Source organism: Myxococcus sp. CA056, from assembly GCF_013336715.1.
GTDB classification, from domain to species: domain Bacteria; phylum Myxococcota; class Myxococcia; order Myxococcales; family Myxococcaceae; genus Myxococcus; species Myxococcus llanfairpwllgwyngyllgogerychwyrndrobwllllantysiliogogogochensis.
The window spans coordinates 103,036-122,492 of the sequence record NZ_JABUMT010000021.1 but is presented as its reverse complement, the minus strand read 5'-3'; the positions used below and the strand labels follow the sequence as shown (position 1 = coordinate 122,492).

Below are 19,457 nucleotides of genomic sequence, written 5' to 3'. Positions count from 1 at the left end.
CTACGCAGGCCGCGCCTCAAGGGTCGGTTTTCGGTGTGCCACGCGGCAGGCTTGAAGTCGTTTGATAACGTGCTGCGTGCCGCGATGGCGAGCAGAAGTTGCGCGCCTGGGTACACGGTCAAGAGGTCTTCCTGGCAGTGCGCTACCGCGGCGCATGTCAGGGCTTCAGTCTCGATCCGGCGCCCCGAGGGGAAAGTTCGGCCTGAACCACCGCGCCTCGTCCACTGCCCGGGCGAAGGACGGGCGGGCAAGCAACCGGGCGCGGTAGGCGCGCAGCTGGGGAAACGCCTCGGAAATCGGATGCGTCCAGTCCGCGTAGAAGAGCGAGGGCGCGGCCGCGCAGTCCGCGAGCGTGAAGTCCGCACCGGCGGCCCAGGTCCTGCCGCCAAGCCGTCCTTCGAGCCACGCGTAGGCGAGCTCTAGCTTTTGCGCGGCAAAGGCCAGGCCTTCCTGTCGCTTTACCGGATCACCCGTCAGCGCGCCGTCCACCGCGCGCTGCACCGGAGTCATGACGTGCAGGTCGAAGAATCGGTCGAGGAACCGCACGTCCAACGCGGCCATCGGCTCCGAGGGGAGCAGGCGCACCGGCCCGGGATGCACGAGCTGCAAGTACTCGATGATGACGCTGGTCTCGACGACATTGCGCTCGCCGTCCACCAGCAGCGGGAACTTGCGCAACGGCCAACGCTGGAGCCACTCGGCCGAGTGCTGCGGCGTATCCGGCCCGAGGCTGCGGAAATCGAAGGGCGTACCGTTCTCGTACAGCGAGATGAGCACTTTCTGCGTGTACGAGGAGAAGCAATGACCATAGAGCGCGAGCGACATCGTGAGGCCTCCAGGAACCAGTTGCATGTTGCAATGGGTTGATTTCTGCCCGAGGCACTTGCAGATTGCAAGTGGTGACTTCAGGAGACTCGCTGTGCCCCACACGAAACGATCCGGCTGTCCGATCAACCTCACACTCGAACAGCTGGGCGACCGCTGGAGTCTGATCGTCATCCGCGACGTGATGTTCGGGAACAGGTGCACCTACGGTGAGCTGCTCGCGCAGAGCGAGGAGGGCATCGCGTCGAACATCCTCGCGGACCGGCTGAAGCGGCTGACCGCGTCCGGCCTGCTGACGCGACGAAGCGCTCCGGAACACAGGCAGAAGGGGATCTACAACCTCACGGAAGCGGCCATCCAGCTCGTGCCCCTGCTCGCGCAGATGGGGGCCTGGGGCCGCCGGCATACCCGGCCGAGCAAGGAGTTGTCGGTCCGCGCGGAACTGCTGGAGAAGGGCGGCCCGCCTCTGTGGAATGCGTTCATGGAGGAGCTGCGCCACCTGCATCTGGGGGCGCCCCGCCCAGTTCGCTCGGTGTTCGGTGAACTCCAGGCCGCCTACGAGAAGGCCTGTGCGCGCCGCGGCGGCGCGACCCACGCTGACGAGCCTTGAGCGCGGCTCTCCAGGAACCGCTTGGGCACCCATGGCTCAGCGAGCGAATTTTGGGTAGGCATCACCCGGAGTGGATGAACCGCCTCGGGCGGCGGCCCTGGGGGCTCCGTCAGGCGCGTGGTCGCGATGGGGGACCTCACGTTGAAAGACCATATGAGACGGACGGCGATGTCGAAGGGGCTCGTGGGCGCTGTCGTATGTGGATGGCTGCTGGTTGCCTGTGGGGGGAATGGCAACGGGCTGCCTGACGGTTCGACGCCGACGGATTCTGGGACGCACACCGAGCGGGATTCCGGCACACCGGAGCAGAAGGACGCAGGCCCGACGGATGCGGGCCTCGGGGACGCAGGGCCTCTGTAGGACACCTCGCCTCCCGACGCGCCGATGCTCATCGGGACCGCGCCCGCCTCTCCCGCCAATGCCAACGTGCCGCACATCCTGGCCAGGACCGAGCCCGGGGCGCGCGTGCGCATCTTCACCGTCGCGGGCTGCTCCGGCGTCATTGCCGGCGAGGGCGCCGCGGACGCCGAAGGACTTCGCCACCGTGAAGGGGTACCTCGGGAATATCGAGGTGGCAACCAGCCCTCTCGGCAACGCCGTCGTCGTCTGGCCTCGCCAGGACCTGGACGCGGGCACCGATACCCTGCTCTCGGCCGTCTTCGAGTAGGCCCGCCTGGGTGCTTGCCTCTTGCCCCGGGACGCCCCGGGGCGGAGGACTCCTCGACCTTCAGGGCCGGAGTGAGCCACCGCGAGCGTCCCCCGCGGTGGGCGGTGCCGAGGTCGATGCCGAGCCGGTGAAGAAGTCGATCAACCCGTGCGGAGCGTTGTCGCCGAAGCAGAGTCGGTGGAGGGTCTCCGCATCGGCGGCTTCGTTCGCGCTGCGGGTGAACATGGGTTCCTCGTACTCGGCGAGCGCGGCTTCGAGGTCGCCTCGGTGCGCGGCGATGGCCTTGCCGAGTTCGGCGCCGTCGTACATCGCGAGGTTGGCGCCTTCACCAGACGGCGGCATCAGATGCGCGGCGTCGCCGAGAAGCGTCACCCCAGGCACGCGCTCCCACCGATGTCCCGGCGGAAGCGCGTGGATGGTCCGGGGGACGAGGTCTGTCTCGCCATCGGTGATGAGCGCGGTGAGCGCTGGCTCCCAACCGTCGAACTCCGCCGCGACTCGAGCCTTCGCCGCCTTCGGGTTGGCGAAGTCGATGCCGGCCATCCACTCCCTCGGCCTGGTGAGCGCGACGTAGGTGTGCAGGACGCCGTTGGTTTCGCGGTGGGCCTGGATGCCCTTGCCGGGCGTGAGGGCGAGCATCGCCCCGCCTCCGACGGCCTTCGCGCTGGCCGGGTGGCGAGCGTCGGCGTTGAAGAGATAGGTCTCGATGAACGAGATGCCGACGTACTCGGGCCTCGCGTCGGACAGCAGCGGCCGGATCCTCGACCACGCGCCGTCCGCGCCGACGAGGAGGCTCGTCGTGACAGTCGACCCGTTCGCGAACGTCACCGCATGACGCCCATCGCCGAGCGCGTGGACTGTGGTGACCTTGTGTCCCCACTGGACGGTTCCCGCAGGGAGCGAGTCGAGCAGGATGCGCCGCAGCTCACCGCGATGCACCTCGGGGCGACGCCCGCCGCCATTGTCGGGCTCATCGAAAAGGACCGCGCCGCGCGGGTCGAGCACCCGCATGGCCTCTCCGCCTTCGTGGATGATTCGGCGGAATTCGTCGAACAGTCCGGCCTCCTTCAGCGCGAGCTGTCCGTTGTGGTCGTGGATGTCGAGCATCCCGCCCTGCGTGCGCGCGTCCGCGGACGCATCGGCCTCGTAGACGGTGGAGGCGATGCCGTGGACGTGCAGAACGCGCGCGAGCGTCAACCCGCCGAGGCCGGCGCCAATGATCGTGATGGGGGTCATCGTGCTTCCTTTCGAGTGGGAGACCGCCCCGCGATGCGGCTGCCGGTCTCTGGAACGCCGTTCCATTGATCATGTTGGAACGCCGTTCCAGAGCTGTCAAGATGGGGCCATGGCGAAGGCAACGCGCGGGTCGGAACGACGTGAGGAGGCGCTCTCACGCGAGCGAATCGTCGAGGTGGCAATCGAGCTGCTGGACGACGAAGGGGAGGGCGGGTTGACCTTCCGAGCGCTTGCCTCGCGGCTGGCCACTGGACCTGGCGCTATCTACTGGCACATCGCGAACAAGAACGAGTTGCTCGTCGCCGCCAGTGACGCCGTCGTCGCCCGCGCGATGGGCGAAGTGCTCGCCTCCGCCAGTCCGCGGGAGGCAATCCGAGGCATCGCCGCCGGCGTGTTCGAGGCAATCGATGCGCATCCGTGGGTGGGCGCGCAGCTGTCCCGCGCTCCGTGGCAGACCGCGATGCTGCAGATCTTCGAGCGCCTCGGGCGTCAGGTCCAGGCGCTGGGGGGGCCAGAGCGCGCCTGGTTCACGTCGGCGTCGGCGCTGTTGAGCTACATCATCGGCGTGAGCGTCCAGAATGCCGCGAACGGCCGCCTGCTCGAGCCGCCCGTGGACCGCGCGGACTTTCTCGAGAAGGTGTCGGCCCAGTGGACACGCGACGCCCACGCGTATCCGTTCACCGTGAAGGTCGCCGCGCGACTGCGCGAGCACGACGACCGCGCCGAGTTCCTCGCCGGCATCGACCTCATCCTCGCCGGCATCGAGGCTTCGCTGTAGCCGGTCCTCGACAGGAGAAGGTCTGACGAGGACTCAGCGCCGGCGGGAGGTGCCCGGCTTCCGCGTGCGTGCCGGGCGCCGAACGCCGGCCGCCCGCGCCTCGAGCACCTTCGCTTCGGCGAGCAACCACTGACGCAAGGGGCCCAACCGCTCGGCGTGGCGTGGCGTGTCCAGGTAGACGAGGTGATACGCGAAGCCCTCCAGCTCCGGCCCGAATGGCTGCACGAGCGCCCCGCTGGCCAGCTCCTCCGCCACGAGCACGAGGCTGACGAGCGCGATGCCCTGCCCCGCGACAGCCGCCTGGATGGCGTGAGACTCGTCGGAGAATCGCAGCTCGCCGTTCGGGGCGCGGTACCGTCCGCCCGCGCTGGCGAACCACCGGTTCCAGGTCGGAGTCGCATCCTCGACGCGGTGCCACTCGAAGTGGATGAGTGGATGGTGGCCGAGGTCCTCCCGTCCGCGCACCCCCAGGCGCGGACTGCACACAGGCGCGAAGCGGTCCTGAAACAGCAACTCTGAGCGCAGCCCCGCATGCGCCCCCCGGCCGTAGCGGATGGCCAGGTCCACTCCTCCCGCCCGCAAGTCCACGGTCTCATCGGAGGCATGAAGCCGCAGGTCCAGGCCAGGGCACGCGGCCCGGAACGCGGGCACGCGCGGCACCAACCACTTCGACGTGAAGGCGACCGTGGACGAGAGCGTGAGGAGCTCCTGGGCGGAGGGCGTCCTGAGCGCTTCGACCCCACGGACCATGGTGTCAAAGCCCTCCCTCAGCGACGGGAAGAGCTCCGCCCCCTCTTTCGTCAGGACCACGCGACGGATGTGCCGTTCGAAGAGCCGCAGCCCCAGCCACTCCTCCAGCTGACGGACCTGGTGGCTGATGGCCGTGGGGGTCACCGCGAGCTCGTCCGCGGCGTTCTTGAAGCTGAGATGCCGTGCGGCCGCCTCGAAGGCCCGAAGCGCCGACAGCGGTGGGAGGTCCCTCATGAAGCACCCATGGATGAATCAGGCTCAGCCATCGCCTGAGGAATACGCGTTTGTCAGGGGAGTGGCCAGCCTCTATCTCTCTTCGTGTCCGGTCCGCGCCATGGATGAGCGCGACTCAACCGGAACCCCGTTGGAGACAACCCATGGTCAAAATCCTTCATCTCGATTCGAGCGCTCGCCCGGGTGGGTCCGAGCAGGTGCCTCATGGCTCACATACGCGCCGGCTGTCCTCCCGTTTCGTCGCGCGCTGGCGGGCAAGCCGTCCGGGCGACACGGTCGTCTACCGGGACGTCGGGCAGGCACCTCCCACTCCCGTGACGGGACGGTGGATTCACGCGGCGTTCACTGCTCCCTCGAAGCGGGAACCGTGGATGACGGACGTGCTCGCGGAGAGCGACGCGCTGGTGGATGAGCTGCTCGACGCGGACCTCATCGTCGCGGGCGTGCCCATGTACAACTTCAACGTGCCAGCGCAGTTCAAGGCGTACATCGACAACATCATCCGAGTGGGCCGCACCTTCGGGTTCGACCGCTCACGGCCCGGTGAGCCCTACTGGCCCCTGCTGACCGAAGCGCGCAAGAAGCTCGTCATCCTGAGCTCGCGCGGCGACTTCGGCTATGGACGCGGCGAACGACTCGAGGCCATGAACCATGTCGAGCCGAGCATCCGCACCGCGTTCGGCTACATCGGCATCACGGACATGGACTCCGTGGCGGTCGAATACGACGAGTATGGCGGTGAGCGGCTCAAGCGCTCCATCGCCCACGCGGAGGAACAAGTCGATGTCCTCGTGGCCCGGCTGCTGCGCCTTGCACAGTGACGGAGATTCGCCGGGCTTCCGCATCGAGTCCGGCGGGACCATTCACAGGCCCCGCCGTCTCGATGCCGCTGCTCACAACGCGAGGAAGTTCGCGGTCAAGAAGGCGGCGTACCAGTTGATGGGCGTGATTCCGTTGGTCGTGTAGTCCGCCGTATGGTTGTTGGTGGTGAGCTGCCAGTGGGTCAAATCCCACGGAGACCAACCGAGCCACACGTCGCTGTTGTTGTTCATGAACGTGAGCGCGTTCGTAATCTGGGGCTGCGCGAAAGACTCGTGGATTCCTATCCCCATCTCGGACAGGAACAGCTTCTTGCCGTGGGTTCTCGCCCAGTGGGTGACCGCCGTGAGCTGAGCGCCATAGGACGACTCATCGTTGCTGCCGTAGCCTTCCGGGTAATACGAATGCATGTCGAAGGCGTAGTTGTTGGCGCTGTCCGTGATGGAGAGGGCCGCGACCGAGTCGAGCGGACCTCCGCCCGGAGCCCAGGTGTGCCAGTGCCCCACGTCCGATGCGCGCGTGTTGGGAACCAGGATCAACTGGGTTGAACCCGTCGCGCGCACGGCGTTCATGACCGTCTGAATCCCGGCGAACCAGGTGGTCGACGTCATCGGGAGATCATGCGGCTCGTTCATGAGGTTCAGGATGACCTTGGGGTTCGTCTTCACCAGATTCGCGAGCTTCGTCCAGACGTCGGCGAGATGGTTCACGGTCAGCGTCCCGTCTCCGATGACGCGTTGGACGTAGTTCCCCGTCTGATTCCCCGCGCCATCGAACGCGCCTGTCGCATAACGATTGTAGTTATGGAGGTCGAGCACAAGGGTGAAGCCCTGGGCCGTTGCCAGGTTGATGTAAGTCATCATGCCGTTCGAATACGCCGTATTCAGCGGGCCCAGGAGCGTGTGCTGGAGGCGCTCCCAGGAGATTGGCAGGCGAATCAGGTTGAAGCCCTTGCCCTTGTAGTATGCGAGCTCCGCGGTGATCTGGGTCGACGACGGCATCTCGTAAAAGGTCTGGCCGGTCCAGCCACCCCAGTCGTTGCCGTACTCCATCCCGGCGCGGTTGATTCCGCGATAGGCCACGCCGGTGGGATAGGTCTTCCCCAGGCCGGTCGGCGGATTCGTGGTGTCATTCTCCAGCACGATTCCGTCGACCCCGTAGACCACCGCCGTGGCGCTCTGGATGGTGAGCTTGTTGAAGGTCGTCAACGCTCCCTTGAGCGCGCTCATCGGGATTCTGACGCGTGTCCAGTGCCCCGGCGGCAGGGAACCCAGGCTCGGATTCGCGTAGGCGCTGATGGCGACACCCGCATTCCCGTCGACACCCTCCTGGCTCACGATGACCTTGAGGGCCTGGATGGCCGTGAGGTTTGAAGTGCCTGGGTTGATGGCGAAGCTCACGGCGACGTGGTTGGAGACCGGAAGGCTGGAGCCGACCGCGCCCAAGGACAGGGCACCGTTGGCTGGTGCCGTCACCTTCATGGACGTGGTGCCATAGGCCTTGCTGGCCGTGTCGGGTGCGAGCGTGGTGCCGCCCCAGCTGTAGCCGGAGCTCCAACCGGACGCGACCGCATCGTCATACAGGACCGTCATGGTGGAGGTGTCGAGCGCGGGCAGCCGCGGAATCTCGATGGCGATGCCATCGATGCCGTAGTTGACCGCGGTCTGCGCCATGAGCGTGAGCTTGTTGAAGGTGGTCAGCGAGCCCTTGAGCGCGCTCATCGGGATGGTGACGCGAGTCCATTCACCCGCGCCCAGGGAGTCGAAGCTCGGGCTGGCGTAGTTGCCGATGGTGACGCCCCCGTTTCCGTCGACGCCCTCCTGGCTCACGATGAGCTTGAGGTTCTTGATTGCCGGCAGGTTCGCGCTACCTGGATGGATGGCGAAGCTCACCGCCGTGTAGGTATTTGTCGAGAACGACTGACCGTCAGCTCCCAACGCAAGGGCGCTGTCGGCGGCGGAGGTGACCTGCATCGACGAAGCGCCGTAGGCCTTGATGCTCGTCGTCGAACCATGGGAGACGTTGCCCCAACTGTAGCCGGCATCCCAACCTGGCGTGACGGCATCGTCATACAACACCGTCTGGTAGGAGGTGTTCATCGCTGGCAGGAGCAACAGCCTGTCCGTGCTCGAAGCGGGTGCTTCCATCAGCAGGTCGCTTGCGGTCAGGCCTGCTTCTTCGCTCGAAGGCGGAGCACATGCCGCGCCAAGGGTGAAGATACTTCCCAGAAGAACGTACAAACACTTTCTCGAAACCGGTGGTCGTCCCATGCAGGCCCCCTGGAGTTGGCGCATGATTTAACGACCACCGCTTCAGCGGCAACTGCTCGTTCCATTTGATGACAACTATTGCGCCCCGATGGGCTCAACCTGACGAACGCGTTCACATCGTCGTAGTTGTCGCCGGCCATGCGGCGGGGCCGTGTTCCTGTCCGTGTGTAAAAGGCGAGCAGGAGCGAAGGAGGAAGAGGGACGCTCCTCGGAGGTCAACCCAAGAGGGTCTTCCTTTGGCGAGGAGGCCGAGGCGTTCCCCGCCGAACCAGGACCCTCACGGTCGTGTGATTCGTGAGGCCCCGCGTCGTTCAGCGCGTCTGGTAGACGGCGAGCGCCTCGGCCTCGATGCGCTTGATCCAGGCATTCTTGCAATCGCTGTAGGCGTGCGAGTCGTTTGGATGAAGGCGCTGACATCGCGCCTTCTCGTCGTCGTACTCGCGGGCGACGCTCGGCCGTTCACGCAGGTAGTCGCGGAACGCGAGGTGCCGAGAGATCTCCCGAGAGCCGTCGGCGTAGCAGTGGAGTTGGACGAGGCGCTCTCGGGTCCTCGGGTCGTCCTTCGTGCAGTAGCGCCGGCCCGGGAGACCGAGTTCTCCCCACACCGCATAGCCGAGCGCTTCGAGCACGCCCTGGTGCTTGTCGAGCTCGTCCACCGAAGTGACGACGGGGATGAGGTCGAGGATGGGCTTCGCGGAGATGCCGGGGATGGCCGTCGAGCCGACGTGATGGACCCGCAGAACGACGGGGCCTAACGCGTCCGCGAGGGACCTGGCCTCCGCGGCGGCGGCTTCTGCCCAGCGCGGGTCATGGGGAACCAAGGTGACTTGAATCGGTGGCGGCACGTTGTTCTCCTCCTCGCGGCTCGTGGTCGTCTACGCGAGCTCCCCAACGAAGAAGATGTCGTCGGGGACGGGCCTCTTCCCTGTGTATCGGTCTGATGCTTTCAGCGGGCGCGTACGGTGCAGGAGGTCTTGATGTAGTCCACATCATCGTAATAGGCACAGGAGAAGTACACATCGAGCCGGGCGGTCGCGGTGCAGTCCTGGCGCCCGGTCTGGGCGGTGAGGTCTGTGTCCAGGTTCACGCAGTCGCAGCCCTTGCAGCTCTCTTTCTTGTTCAGACACATGTGGGTCGTCTCAGCGGTGACGATGGTCGCGCAGTATTGAGTGGCGCGCTTGCAACGGGTGTCGCCACACTCCAGGGTCTCTGGGAATGACTGGGTGTCATCGTCCCCATCGTCTTGGTTCGAGCCGCCACAGCCCACCACCAGCATGGAGAGAAGCACCAGGTACCGCGTCGTCGCCTTCATGTCGTCGCCCCGAGGAGTCATGGGGGGCATGAGCGCCCCCTCCTGACGGGAAGAGACAGGCCGGGCGACACCGTTGCATGAAAACGACCGTGCCCCTCCCGGCGAGAGGTGCCAGAGGGGCATACCAAGGGCGTAGGTGGAACCGGGGGCCAAGGAAAAGCCCAGCAACTCCTTGAGGTTGCGGGGCTTGCCAGGTTGCCCCGACGGGATTCGAACCGGAGGAGCCGGTCCGAGGAGCACGGCACGGGGGTTCTGGTGTTTCATCTCCCGCGCCGTGTCTCCCCACTCCGAACCCCGAGCCTCCATGATGGCAAGCAAGGCATGCTGGGTCCTCTTCGCCGCCCTCTGTCTGGCCGTGGGCCTCTATCCCGGCAGCTACTTCCTCGCGGCCTCGAACTTCGGAATCCGTGGCTTGAAGAGCAGCGCGCTCCTGGCCGACCCCGTCTGGAACGCGGCCTTCTACACGCACATCGCCCTGGGAGGACTCGCGCTGGCCATCGGCTGGACCCAGTTCGTCGAAAGACTGCGACTCAATCGCCCAGGCGCACACCGGCTCCTTGGAAAACTCTACGTCGGAGCGGTCCTCCTGAGCGGGCTCTCCGGGGTCTACGTCGGCTTCTTCGCCACGGGTGGCGTCATCGCCGCGTCGGGCTTCGTCAGCCTGGGCCTCGTCTGGCTCTATACGACGGTCTCCGCCTATCGACTCATCAAGAGCCGGCGCATCGAGGAACACCGGCTCATGATGACCTACAGCTATGCCGCCTGCTTCGGGGCGGTCACGCTGAGGCTCTGGATGCCCATCCTGATTCCCACCCTGGGTGACTTCATGTCGGCCTACAGAACCGTCGCCTGGCTCTGCTGGGTCCCCAACCTCGGCGTGGCCTACCTCATCTCGCGCAGACGGCACCAGGCGAGCGAGCTCGTGCCTTCGTGAAGTGACCCCTGTTCAGACGGTGCGCAGCGGGCGACGGCGCAACAGGTCGAAACTGGCAAGGCCATACAGCCGAAGCTTGAGCGTCATGAGCGGGCCCTCGCATGAAGGCGTGGGGCGACCGGTCAGGAAGGTGGGCTTGCATTCCCGCTATTCTGTGGTACTAAGTACTGGTAGTCAGTACCACTGAGTAGTTCGAGGAGCGGTTCGTGGGCAAGCAGATGACGGAGATGCTCAAGGGCACGCTGGAGGGCATCGTCCTGGCAATCCTGTCCGCGCGGGCGGCGTACGGGTACGAAATCACGGTGCGGTTGCGGGAGATGGGCTTCTCCGACATCGCCGAGGGCACCGTCTATGCGCTGCTCGTCAGGTTCGAGCTGCGCGGCCTGGTGGGCGTGGAAAAGGTCCCGTCCGAGAAGGGGCCGCCGCGCAAGGTGTATTCGCTCAACGCGCAGGGACAGGCCTACCTCGAGGAGTTCTGGCGGACGTGGAGCTTCCTCACCGAACGGCTCGAACAACTCCATAAAGGAGGCGGATGACATGTTCATCTCAATGCTTATCTCGAAGGTGATCGGCGACAAAAGGCAATGGCGACAGTACAAGGCGCGCGCGAAACAACTTCCCCCGAGCTATCGCACGGCGGTCGAAGCCCTGGAGCGCTACCTGATGTACTTTGGAACGGGGGGTGACGGGACCGCGATCTATGTGGACCTCGTCGACCTGTTTGAACAGAGCGCGGCGAACCGGACTCCCGTCCGCCAGATTGTCGGGGAAGACCCCGTGGAGTTCATCGAGACCTTCGTCCTGAACTATCCAAGGGGACAGTGGATTGTCCGGGAGCGGGAACGGCTGACCGACGCCATCGCGCGCGCCGCGGAAGAAGAGGCGAAGGGCGCTTGATGGCAATACAGCACGTCATCCACGTGCTGCGTTTGTAACGATTTCCTCGCCGCTGCCAGCGCACCCGCGCCGAGCGAGAAGGCCGTCGAGCCCGTGCTCGGACAGGCATTGGCGTCATCACGACTCACCGCGCGCTCGAAACACAAGCAGCAACGGATTTGCGACGTCAGCTCGCGAAGCACGACTCCATGCGTCGTGTCGCGGCGCTGCGCAAGCAATGCGTTTCAGACCCTCTCGAAAGGAAGTGCGTCATGTTGGACACGACAAGCGGAACCGTAGTGCAGGGGCACGTCGAGGATGGCTGGGGGAAAGTGGCTGATGTCTTCCGGGCGAACTTCGAGGGGTCCCCTGGCGAGGTCGGCGCGGCATGCTGCGTCTACGTGGACGGCCGTCCCGTCGTCGACCTGTGGGGCGGCCTCGCCGAGCGCGAGGCGAAGCGTCCGTGGAACAGGGACACCATCTCGTTGGTCGCATCCACGACCAAGGGGGCTACGGCGATCTGCGCCCATCTGCTGGCACAGCGCGGCGAGCTCGATCTGGACGCTCCGGTGGTCAAGTACTGGCCGGAGTTCGGCGCCGCCGGCAAGGAGCATATCCCGGTGCGCTGGCTGCTCTCACACCAGGCCGGTCTGCCGGTCGTCGATGGTCCGCTGACGTTCGAGGACGCCTGCGCCTGGCATCCGGTCATCCGGGCGCTCGAGGCGCAGAAGCCGGAGTGGCCTCCGGGCACCGAGCACGTCTACCACGGCATGACCTTCGGGTTCCTGGTCGGGGAGGTCGTGCGGAGGATCACCGGCAAGTCGCTCGGCACCTTCTTCGCGGACGAGGTCGCCGCCCCGCTCGGGCTGAGCGCGTGGATTGGGCTGCCCGAGGCGCAAGAGGGAAGGGTGGCGCGGGTCGAGTACGCCGCTCCGTTCACGATGGAGGAGTTGACCGCCGGGATGATCGAGACCACTGGCCTCGATAGGGACACGGTCATCGCCTGGATGAGCGCAGTGTGGGGGCCGGGCTCCGTGCAAGAACGGGCTGGGCAGCTCGGCGGCGCTTTCGACCACACCAGCGGCTACATGAACACGCGTGCCTTCCGCGCTGCTGAGTTCCCGTTCGGGAACATGTTCTCGGACGCTCACTCGCTGGCGCGGATGTATGCGGCCACGGTGAGCGAGGTCGACGGCGTGCGGCTGCTGACTCCGGCGACGGTCGAGAAGATGACCGTCGTCCACACCGACAAGACGAAGATGAACGGGCTGCCGCCAGGACTGGACGTCCCGGCCAACCGCTCCTTCTACATGTCACTCGGGTTCTGGCGGGCCTGCCCGCCGATGCCCCTTGTCGGGCCCGGGTCGTTCGGTCACCCCGGCTCCGGTGGCTCGGTGGGCTTCGCCGACCCCGATGCGGGTGTCGGCTTCGGCTACGTCATGAACCACTGGTCATTCCGGATTGGCGAACCGCGAGCGTCGAACCTGGCCGCGGCGGTCACGGCCTGCCTCGGGTCTCGACGTTGAAGCGCTGCTCGACCCGCTAGGACATAGAGCAGGTCATGACCGACGCGGAATGACCTACGACGACTGCCCGATGGCCGGGGTCGGCATCAGCAGCGGGTCATCGCCCATCGGGTGCGGTACATCTGGGTCTTGCTCAGAAGTGTTCCGGGATGAAGTTCCTGCCCTGGAGCGTAGCCTCGTCGTCATAGCTCCCTTGAAGGGTGCGCTTGGGCAATCTCACCTTGGGGCGCTTCACCCTCTTGTGAGGAATCTGCTCCAGCAGGAAGCGGATGCAGTTGAGCCGTGCCTTCTTCTTGTCGTCAGACCGTAGGATGTGCCACGGCGCATACGAGAGGTCCGTGACCTCGAACATCTTGTCGCGCGCATGGGAGTAGTCGTACCAGCGTTTCCACGACTTGAGGTCCATGGGGCTCAGCTTCCACTGTCGGAGCGGGTCTTCGATCCGCGCCTCGAAGCGCCGCTGCTGTTCCTCCATGCCGACCTCGAGCCAGATCTTCACCAGGACGATTCCGCTGTCGACCATGTACTTCTCGAAGACGGGGCACCCCTCAAGGAAGCGCTCGTGCTCCTCGGTGGTGCAGAAGCCCATCACGAACTCGACTCCGGCCCGATTGTACCAACTGCGATCGAAGATGATGATCTCCCCTGCCGCGGGGAAATGAGACACATACCGCTGGAGGTACATCTGCGTCTTCTCCCGGCTCGAGGGCGTGGGGAGGGCCACCACCCGGAAGACGCGGGGACTCACCCGCTCGGTGATGGCGCGAATCGTGCCACCCTTGCCCGCGGCATCCCGCCCCTCGAAGACCACGACGACGCGCAGCCCCTCCTGTTTGACCCAATCCTGAAGCAGGCAGAGCCGGGTCTGGAGCTTTTGCAGCTCCTTCTCATAGGCCTTGCGCTTCATGGGCTCCATTCGAGTCGTATGTGCCATGACATCATGATTGTGAGTCCGTGCGACGCGTGCAATGGCAGTCATTCGCGGGCGGGGCAGCCAGCCGTGCGCCGCCAAGGCCGCGGCTTCACCATTCCACCCTCGTCAACGCGGCTACCGACGTGCCGAGCCCAGCACCCGCCGGGTGTGGAGGGCGATCATCGCCTCCTCATTCGTGGGAATGACCCAGGCGGATACACGGCTCCCTGGCCTGGTGATGCAGGGCCCACCGCGAGCATTCGCCTCATCATCGAGCTCCAGGCCGAGCCAGCGCGCATCGCGACAGGCCCGTGCGCGAATCGGCGCGGCATTCTCGCCAATGCCGCCCGTGAAGACCATGGCGTCGAGCCCGTGCAGTGCCGCCGCGAGCGACCCGAGCTCGCGATTGATACGGTAGACGAACAGCTCCAGCGCCTCCGCCGCGCTGGCACTGGAGCGGCCGAGCAGGTCTCGCATGTCGCTGGACTCGCCGGAGACGCCCAGCAAGCCGGATTGCTCGTAGAGAAGCCGCTCCAGGGCGCTCGCGTCCATGCCGTGCTGCTTCATCAGGTAGAGCAGGACTCCGGGATCAATCGCGCCGCAGCGGGTGCCCATCATGAGGCCATCCAGTGGGGTGAGGCTCATGGTCGTCGCCACGCTTCGCCCTCCGAGCAGGGCGCACATGCTCGCGCCATTGCCGAGGTGCGCGACGACCGTGCGCCCGGCCGCGGCCTGGGGAGCCACGCTCGGGAGCGTGGAGGCGATGTATTCGTAGGAGAGCCCATGAAACCCGTATCGGCGAACTCCCTCTTCGGTATGACGGCGGGGCAGGGCAAAGGCCTGGGCCACTGGAGGCTGGGTCCGGTGAAACGCGGTATCGAAGCATGCGACCTGCGCCACCGATGGCGCCGTCCCCGTGACGGCCTTGATTGCCTCCACGCAGTGGGGCTGGTGCAACGGCGCGAGCGGAATGAGCGTTTCCAGGGCTGCCAGCGTCGCGGCGTCAATGAGCGCAGGCCCGAAGAAATGCGAACCGCCATGAACCACACGATGGCCCACGGCCGTGACGTGACGCCCCCCGAGTACACCCCCTCGCCCCCAGGCGAACAGATGGTCGAGGGCGCCCTCGTAGCCGAGCTGCGTTCCTGGGGCCCAGTCCTCCTCGCCGATGATGGAGCCGCCCGCGCGCGCGAGGAACCGAGGCTGCGTCGACAATGCCTCGAACGCCCCCCGCAGCAGGAGGCGGGGCGGGTCCTCATCGAGGAAGAGCGAGAACTTCAGGCTCGACGAGCCGGCGTTGAGCACCAGCAGTGCACCCTCCGCGTCTCCTGCTTCAAAGGCTCGTCGCTCCATCCGGGAACCTCAGTCCTGCCAGGTCCAATTGGCGATCTCAGGACGATCCCTGCCATGCTCGTGCGCGTAGGCCGTATTGTCGACGATCGCGGTCCTCATCTCCTCCTTCAGGTGCCCCGCCTTCGCGCTCAGCTTCGGCACGCGGTCGATGACGTCGATGACCAGATGGAAACGAGATGTCTCGTTCAGCATCGCCAGTTCGAACGGCGTGTTGATGTTGCCTCTCTCCTTGTAGCCGTGAACGTGAAGGTTCTCCTGATTCTTGAAGCGATAGGCGAGCTTGTGAATGAGGGACGCATACCCGTGGAAGCTGAAGATGATGGGCTTGTCCGGTGTGAAGAGTCCCTCGAGTTCTCGCTCGGTCGACCCGTGCGGATGGTCCGCCGCCGACTGGAGCTTGAACAGGTCGACGACGTTGATGAACCGCAGCTTCAAGTCCGGCACGCGCTGGCGCAGGATGGCGGTGGCGGCCAGCGCCTCCTGCGTGGCGACGTCGCCGCAGCTAGCCATGACGACGTCCGGCTCCACGTCGGCGTCCGTGCTGGCCCTCCGCCAGATGCCCAGGCCCTTGGCGCAATGGGCGATGGCCTCCTCCATGGTGGTGAACTGCAGGTGCTTCTGCTTGTCGGCGACGATGACGTTGATGCAGTCGGTGCTGCGCAGACACTGGTCCGCCACCACCAGCAACGTGTTGGCGTCCGGAGGCAGATAGATGCGTGTGACTGATGCGGACTTGTTGGTCACCAGGTCGATGAACCCCGGGTCCTGATGTGAGAACCCGTTGTGGTCCTGGCGCCATACAGTCGAAGACAGCAGGATGTTCTCCGAGGCGACGGGCGCCCTCCACCTCACGTGGTTCTTGCTGACGTCCAACCACTTGGCGTGCTGGTTGAACATGGAATCGATGACGTGGGCGAACGCCTCGTACGTGTGGAAGAGGCCGTGGCGTCCCGTGAGCAGATACCCCTCGAGCCAGCCGAGCAACGTGTGCTCCGACAGCATCTCCATGACACGGCCGTCACGCGCGAGCTCGCCGCCGTCGGCGTCCTCTGGCAACAGGTCCGCCATCCAGGTCTTCTTGCTCGCCTCGTAGAGGGCCTGGAGCCGGTTCGACGCCGTCTCGTCCGGACCGAAGACGCGGAAGTTCGTCGGGTTGCCTCGCATCACGTCGCGCAGGAACTCGCCCAGGGGCTTCGTGTTCTCATGCAACGACGTGCCCCGCGACTCCACCTTCACCGCATAGTCACGGAAGTCGGGGAGCTTGAGGTCCTTGCGAAGCACACCGCCATTGGCGTGTGGGTTCGCGCCCATTCGCCGGGGCCCCTTGGGTGAGAGTGCCTGGAGCTCTGGAATCAGGGTTCCGCGCGCATCAAACAGCTCCTCGGGCCGGTAGCTGCGCATCCAATCCTCGAGGACCTTCAAGTGCGCCGGGTTCTGCCGCGCGTCGGAGAATGGGACCTGGTGTGAGCGCCAGGACCCTTCCAGCTTGTGCCCGCCGAGCTCCTTCGGGCCGGTCCATCCCTTGGGCGCGCGCAGGATGATCATGGGCCAGCGTGGACGTGTCGGGGTGTTCGACCGCCGTGCCGCTCTTTGAGCGTCTCGAATCTCCTCGACGGCGTGCTCCAGGGTCTCCGCCATCTTCTGGTGCATCCGGGTCGGGTCGCTGCCTTCGACGAAATAGGGCTTGTAGCCGTAGCCCACGAACAGGGCCTCGAGCTCTTCCCGGCTGATGCGGGCGAGGATGGTCGGGTTGGCGATCTTGTACCCGTTGAGGTTCAGGATCGGCAGCACGGCGCCGTCGCGCACGGGATTGAGGAACTTGTTCGAGTGCCAGGCCGTCGCGAGGGGGCCCGTCTCTGCTTCACCGTCACCCACGACGCAGGCGACGACGAGGTCGGGATTGTCGAAGGCCATGCCGTATGCGTGAGAGAGGCTGTAGCCAAGCTCGCCGCCTTCATGGATGGACCCTGGCGTCTCCGGAGTGACGTGGCTGCCGATGGCACCCGGGAAGGAGAATTGCTTGAAGAACCTCCGCATCCCCTCCTCGTTCATGCTCTTGTCCGGATACACCTCGGAGTAGGTCCCCTCGAGATACGTCGGCCCGAGCACGCCAGGGGCGCCATGGCCCGGCCCGGCCACGAAGAGCACGTCCAGGTCGTGTTTGACGATGAGCCGGTTCAGATGGACCCATGCGAACGAGAGCGCGGGGCTTGCTCCCCAATGGCCGAGGAGTCGATGTTTCACGTCCTCCGGCACCAGGGGCCTCCGCAGCAGCGGGTTGTCCTGGAGGTAGATCATCCCCACCGAGAGGTAGTTGCACGCACGCCAGTACGCGTTCATCAACTCCACCTCGCTGGCGGCGAGTGGGCCATCCCTGGACTGCTCCCTGGCGGCTGCTCCCCTGGCGGACAACGGCATCTGCGTCCCCGCCCCCTTGGTCGTCACTGGATGTGCCATGACACGTCACTCCTCAATGCAGAAATGCAGAATCTGATCTCAGGTCTGGTTTGCCTTGATGTCGGCTGGCGGCACCGCTGTCCGGGCGGTGCCCGCTTCGCCCTTGACGTCACTTCGAGAACTCCCCTCCGTCCGAAGTAGCCTGAGCGCGCCCCGAGGCACCAGCAATCGGCGGGTCACCGGTCGGCAATGGGCCGGCCCGCAGAGCCACCGAGGAGGGGAGAGCCGGAGAGCTACCCGCGAGGCAGCGGATGTGCCGCGGGGCTACCTTCTTCTGGTGGCCCCCCCTGCCCGCGGTTGCGTCGGGGAGCGGGTCGAGCACGGGAGACGGCCATGGCGATCAGGTTGCTCATCGCGGACATCGACGGAACGATGGTGACACAGGACAAGGTCCTCACCGAGCGGACCCGCGAGGCTGTCGCCCGACTGCGTTCCAGGGGCATCCAGTTCACCGTCACGAGCGGACGGCCGCCGCGTGGGATGGCGGGGGTGGTCGCGGCACTGAAGCTCACCGCCCCCCTGGCTGCCTTCAACGGCGGTGTGTACGTCCAGCCCGACCTGACGACCACGTTGGCGCAGCGAACGCTTCCCCTCGCCGTCGCCAGGCAGGCCATCGACCACCTGTTGCGAGCGGGCCTCGATGTCTGGGTGTATCAAGGCGCCGATTGGTTCCTCCGCGATGCCGAGGCGTTCCGCGTGGCGCGCGAGAGGAACAACCTCGGGTTCGACCCGACCGTCGTCCAGGACCTGTCCGCCGTGCTCGACGAGCCCATCAAGATCGTCGGAGTGAGTGAGGACCGGGCACGCGTCGAGCGCTGCGAGGCGGAGCTCGCCGGTCGACTGGGCACCGAGGCGTCCGCCATGCGCTCGACGCCCTATTACCTCGACGTCACGCACCCCGAAGCGAACAAGGGCATGGTCGTACGCGAGGCCGCACGCATTCTCCAGCTTCCCCTGGACCAGATCGCGGCCATCGGCGACATGCCCAATGACCTCCCCATGCTGAAGGTCGCCGGGCTTGGCATCGCCATGGGCAACGCCAGCGACGACGTCCGACGCTCCGCACGCCACGTGACTCGCACCAACGACGAGGAGGGCTTCGCCCATGCGGTCGAGACCTTCATCCTGGGCCAGCCGCCCCTCGCACGGACGCGGCTGGGGCTGCCTCCCCGCGCGCGCGCCTGCCTCTTCGGCCTCGATGATGTCCTCACCCAGACCGCGAGCCTCCAGGCGAGGGCCTGGAAGAACCTGTGTGACTACTACCTGCGGAGACGGGCGCGAGCGTCGGGGCAACCCTTCATCCCCTTCGACCTGATCCGCGACTACAGCCGTCACTTCGACGGCATGTTGCCCCTGGATGGCATCCGCGCGTTTCTCGCCGCTCGTGACATCGAGCTGCCGGAGAATACGGTGCGCGCGCTGACCGACCGTCATGGCGAGCTCCTGGTCGAGATGCTCCAGCACGAGCACGTGGAACCGTATGAGGGCGCGGTCCGCTACGTCCAGGCGGCGCGCGCTGACCGCCTGCGGCTCGCGGTCGTCTCCGAACTCGGGCACTCCACCGAGGTGCTCCAGTCCTCCGGCCTCGCGGACCTCTTCGATGCGCGGGTCGAGGGCACGCCGCCCGGCGATGTCTATCTCACGGCGGTCCAGGCCCTCGGTGTCGGCTCCGGGGAAGTGGTTGTCTTCGCGGACGCACCCGCGGGCGTCTCAGCGGCGCGTGCGGGCCATTTCGGCTATGTCGTAGGCGTCGACCGCCGGGGGCGGGCCGCCGAGCTTCGCCGCTGCGGCGCGGACATCGTCGTGACGGACCCAGCCGCCCTCCTCGAGCAAGACGGCTCCGACGGCACGCCACCTGGGAAACCGACCGCGGGCGTCTGAGGACACCGGGTCAACC

General features: G+C 66.0%; 18 protein-coding genes. 9 read left to right on the top strand and 9 right to left on the bottom strand.

Annotated features, from left to right (window positions below; translation table 11 throughout):
- Positions 1-165 precede the first annotated feature (165 nt).
- Positions 166-825, bottom strand: a complete 660-nt coding sequence (locus tag HUA76_RS42035; protein ID WP_174458730.1) for a glutathione S-transferase family protein — start codon at positions 823-825, stop codon at positions 166-168.
- Between the two features lie 94 nt (positions 826-919).
- Here HUA76_RS42035 and HUA76_RS42030 point away from each other — a divergent pair, with 94 nt between their 5' ends.
- Together HUA76_RS42030 and HUA76_RS46170 are read left to right on the top strand one after the other, a co-directional pair.
- Entirely contained in the window at positions 920-1,435 is a 516-nt protein-coding gene (locus tag HUA76_RS42030) for a helix-turn-helix domain-containing protein (protein WP_174458729.1), read from the top strand.
- 544 nt (positions 1,436-1,979) lie between these two features.
- On the top strand, positions 1,980-2,102 hold the full coding sequence (locus HUA76_RS46170) for a hypothetical protein (protein WP_256433628.1): 123 nt from the start codon (positions 1,980-1,982) through the stop codon (positions 2,100-2,102).
- 60 nt (positions 2,103-2,162) lie between these two features.
- Here HUA76_RS46170 and HUA76_RS42025 read toward each other — a convergent pair whose 3' ends face one another.
- Positions 2,163-3,338, bottom strand: a complete 1,176-nt coding sequence (locus HUA76_RS42025) for an NAD(P)/FAD-dependent oxidoreductase (RefSeq protein WP_174464102.1) — start codon at positions 3,336-3,338, stop codon at positions 2,163-2,165.
- Between the two features lie 109 nt (positions 3,339-3,447).
- Between HUA76_RS42025 and HUA76_RS42020 the strand changes: the two genes are divergently transcribed.
- Positions 3,448-4,116 carry a TetR/AcrR family transcriptional regulator gene (locus HUA76_RS42020; protein ID WP_174458727.1) on the top strand — a complete coding sequence of 223 codons (669 nt, stop codon included), beginning with the start codon at positions 3,448-3,450 and terminating at the stop codon, positions 4,114-4,116.
- Between the two features lie 33 nt (positions 4,117-4,149).
- On the opposite strand, the gene gcvA is transcribed toward HUA76_RS42020, so the two are convergent.
- Positions 4,150-5,100: a transcriptional regulator GcvA gene (gcvA, locus tag HUA76_RS42015; RefSeq protein ID WP_174464101.1), complete on the bottom strand. Its 951-nt coding sequence runs from the start codon at positions 5,098-5,100 to the stop codon at positions 4,150-4,152.
- A 143-nt stretch (positions 5,101-5,243) separates the two neighbouring features.
- Here gcvA and HUA76_RS42010 point away from each other — a divergent pair, with 143 nt between their 5' ends.
- Positions 5,244-5,921, top strand: a complete 678-nt coding sequence (locus HUA76_RS42010; RefSeq protein WP_174458725.1) for an FMN-dependent NADH-azoreductase — start codon at positions 5,244-5,246, stop codon at positions 5,919-5,921.
- A gap of 72 nt (positions 5,922-5,993) precedes the next feature.
- Here the strand turns inward: HUA76_RS42010 and HUA76_RS42005 are convergent, their stop codons facing one another.
- From HUA76_RS42005 to HUA76_RS41995, 3 genes are all read right to left on the bottom strand, one after another.
- On the bottom strand, positions 5,994-8,066 hold the full coding sequence (locus HUA76_RS42005) for a glycoside hydrolase family 5 protein (protein ID WP_174464100.1): 2,073 nt from the start codon (positions 8,064-8,066) through the stop codon (positions 5,994-5,996).
- Positions 8,067-8,500: 434 nt separating this feature from the next.
- On the bottom strand, positions 8,501-9,034 hold the full coding sequence (locus HUA76_RS42000; protein WP_174464099.1) for a GrpB family protein: 534 nt from the start codon (positions 9,032-9,034) through the stop codon (positions 8,501-8,503).
- A 101-nt stretch (positions 9,035-9,135) separates the two neighbouring features.
- Complete coding sequence (locus tag HUA76_RS41995) at positions 9,136-9,531, bottom strand: hypothetical protein (protein ID WP_174464045.1); 396 nt, start codon at positions 9,529-9,531, stop codon at positions 9,136-9,138.
- A 274-nt stretch (positions 9,532-9,805) separates the two neighbouring features.
- Between HUA76_RS41995 and HUA76_RS41990 the strand changes: the two genes are divergently transcribed.
- The 4 genes from HUA76_RS41990 (at position 9,806) to HUA76_RS41975 (ending at position 12,837) form a co-directional block, all read left to right on the top strand.
- Positions 9,806-10,435: a DUF2306 domain-containing protein gene (locus HUA76_RS41990; protein ID WP_254614838.1), complete on the top strand. Its 630-nt coding sequence runs from the start codon at positions 9,806-9,808 to the stop codon at positions 10,433-10,435.
- 206 nt (positions 10,436-10,641) lie between these two features.
- Positions 10,642-10,971, top strand: a complete 330-nt coding sequence (locus tag HUA76_RS41985) for a PadR family transcriptional regulator (protein ID WP_174464098.1) — start codon at positions 10,642-10,644, stop codon at positions 10,969-10,971.
- A gap of 1 nt (position 10,972) precedes the next feature.
- The gene (locus tag HUA76_RS41980; RefSeq protein WP_141642113.1) at positions 10,973-11,332 is read left to right on the top strand and encodes a DUF1048 domain-containing protein; all 360 of its coding nucleotides are present in this window, start codon (positions 10,973-10,975) and stop codon (positions 11,330-11,332) included.
- Positions 11,333-11,583: 251 nt separating this feature from the next.
- Positions 11,584-12,837, top strand: a complete 1,254-nt coding sequence (locus HUA76_RS41975) for a serine hydrolase (RefSeq protein WP_174464097.1) — start codon at positions 11,584-11,586, stop codon at positions 12,835-12,837.
- A gap of 133 nt (positions 12,838-12,970) precedes the next feature.
- Here the strand turns inward: HUA76_RS41975 and ppk2 are convergent, their stop codons facing one another.
- The 3 genes from ppk2 to HUA76_RS41960 all read right to left on the bottom strand — a co-directional run bounded on the left by ppk2 (position 12,971) and on the right by HUA76_RS41960 (position 17,560).
- Positions 12,971-13,744, bottom strand: a complete 774-nt coding sequence (gene ppk2 / locus HUA76_RS41970; RefSeq protein WP_217440897.1) for a polyphosphate kinase 2 — start codon at positions 13,742-13,744, stop codon at positions 12,971-12,973.
- A 141-nt stretch (positions 13,745-13,885) separates the two neighbouring features.
- Entirely contained in the window at positions 13,886-15,103 is a 1,218-nt protein-coding gene (locus tag HUA76_RS41965) for an acetate/propionate family kinase (RefSeq protein ID WP_174464096.1), read from the bottom strand.
- A 9-nt stretch (positions 15,104-15,112) separates the two neighbouring features.
- Positions 15,113-17,560 (bottom strand): phosphoketolase, encoded by a 2,448-nt coding sequence (locus tag HUA76_RS41960; protein WP_217440896.1) that lies wholly within the window; start codon positions 17,558-17,560, stop codon positions 15,113-15,115.
- 333 nt (positions 17,561-17,893) lie between these two features.
- Between HUA76_RS41960 and HUA76_RS41955 the strand changes: the two genes are divergently transcribed.
- Positions 17,894-19,441: a Cof-type HAD-IIB family hydrolase gene (locus HUA76_RS41955; RefSeq protein ID WP_174464095.1), complete on the top strand. Its 1,548-nt coding sequence runs from the start codon at positions 17,894-17,896 to the stop codon at positions 19,439-19,441.
- Positions 19,442-19,457: the final 16 nt, after the last annotated feature.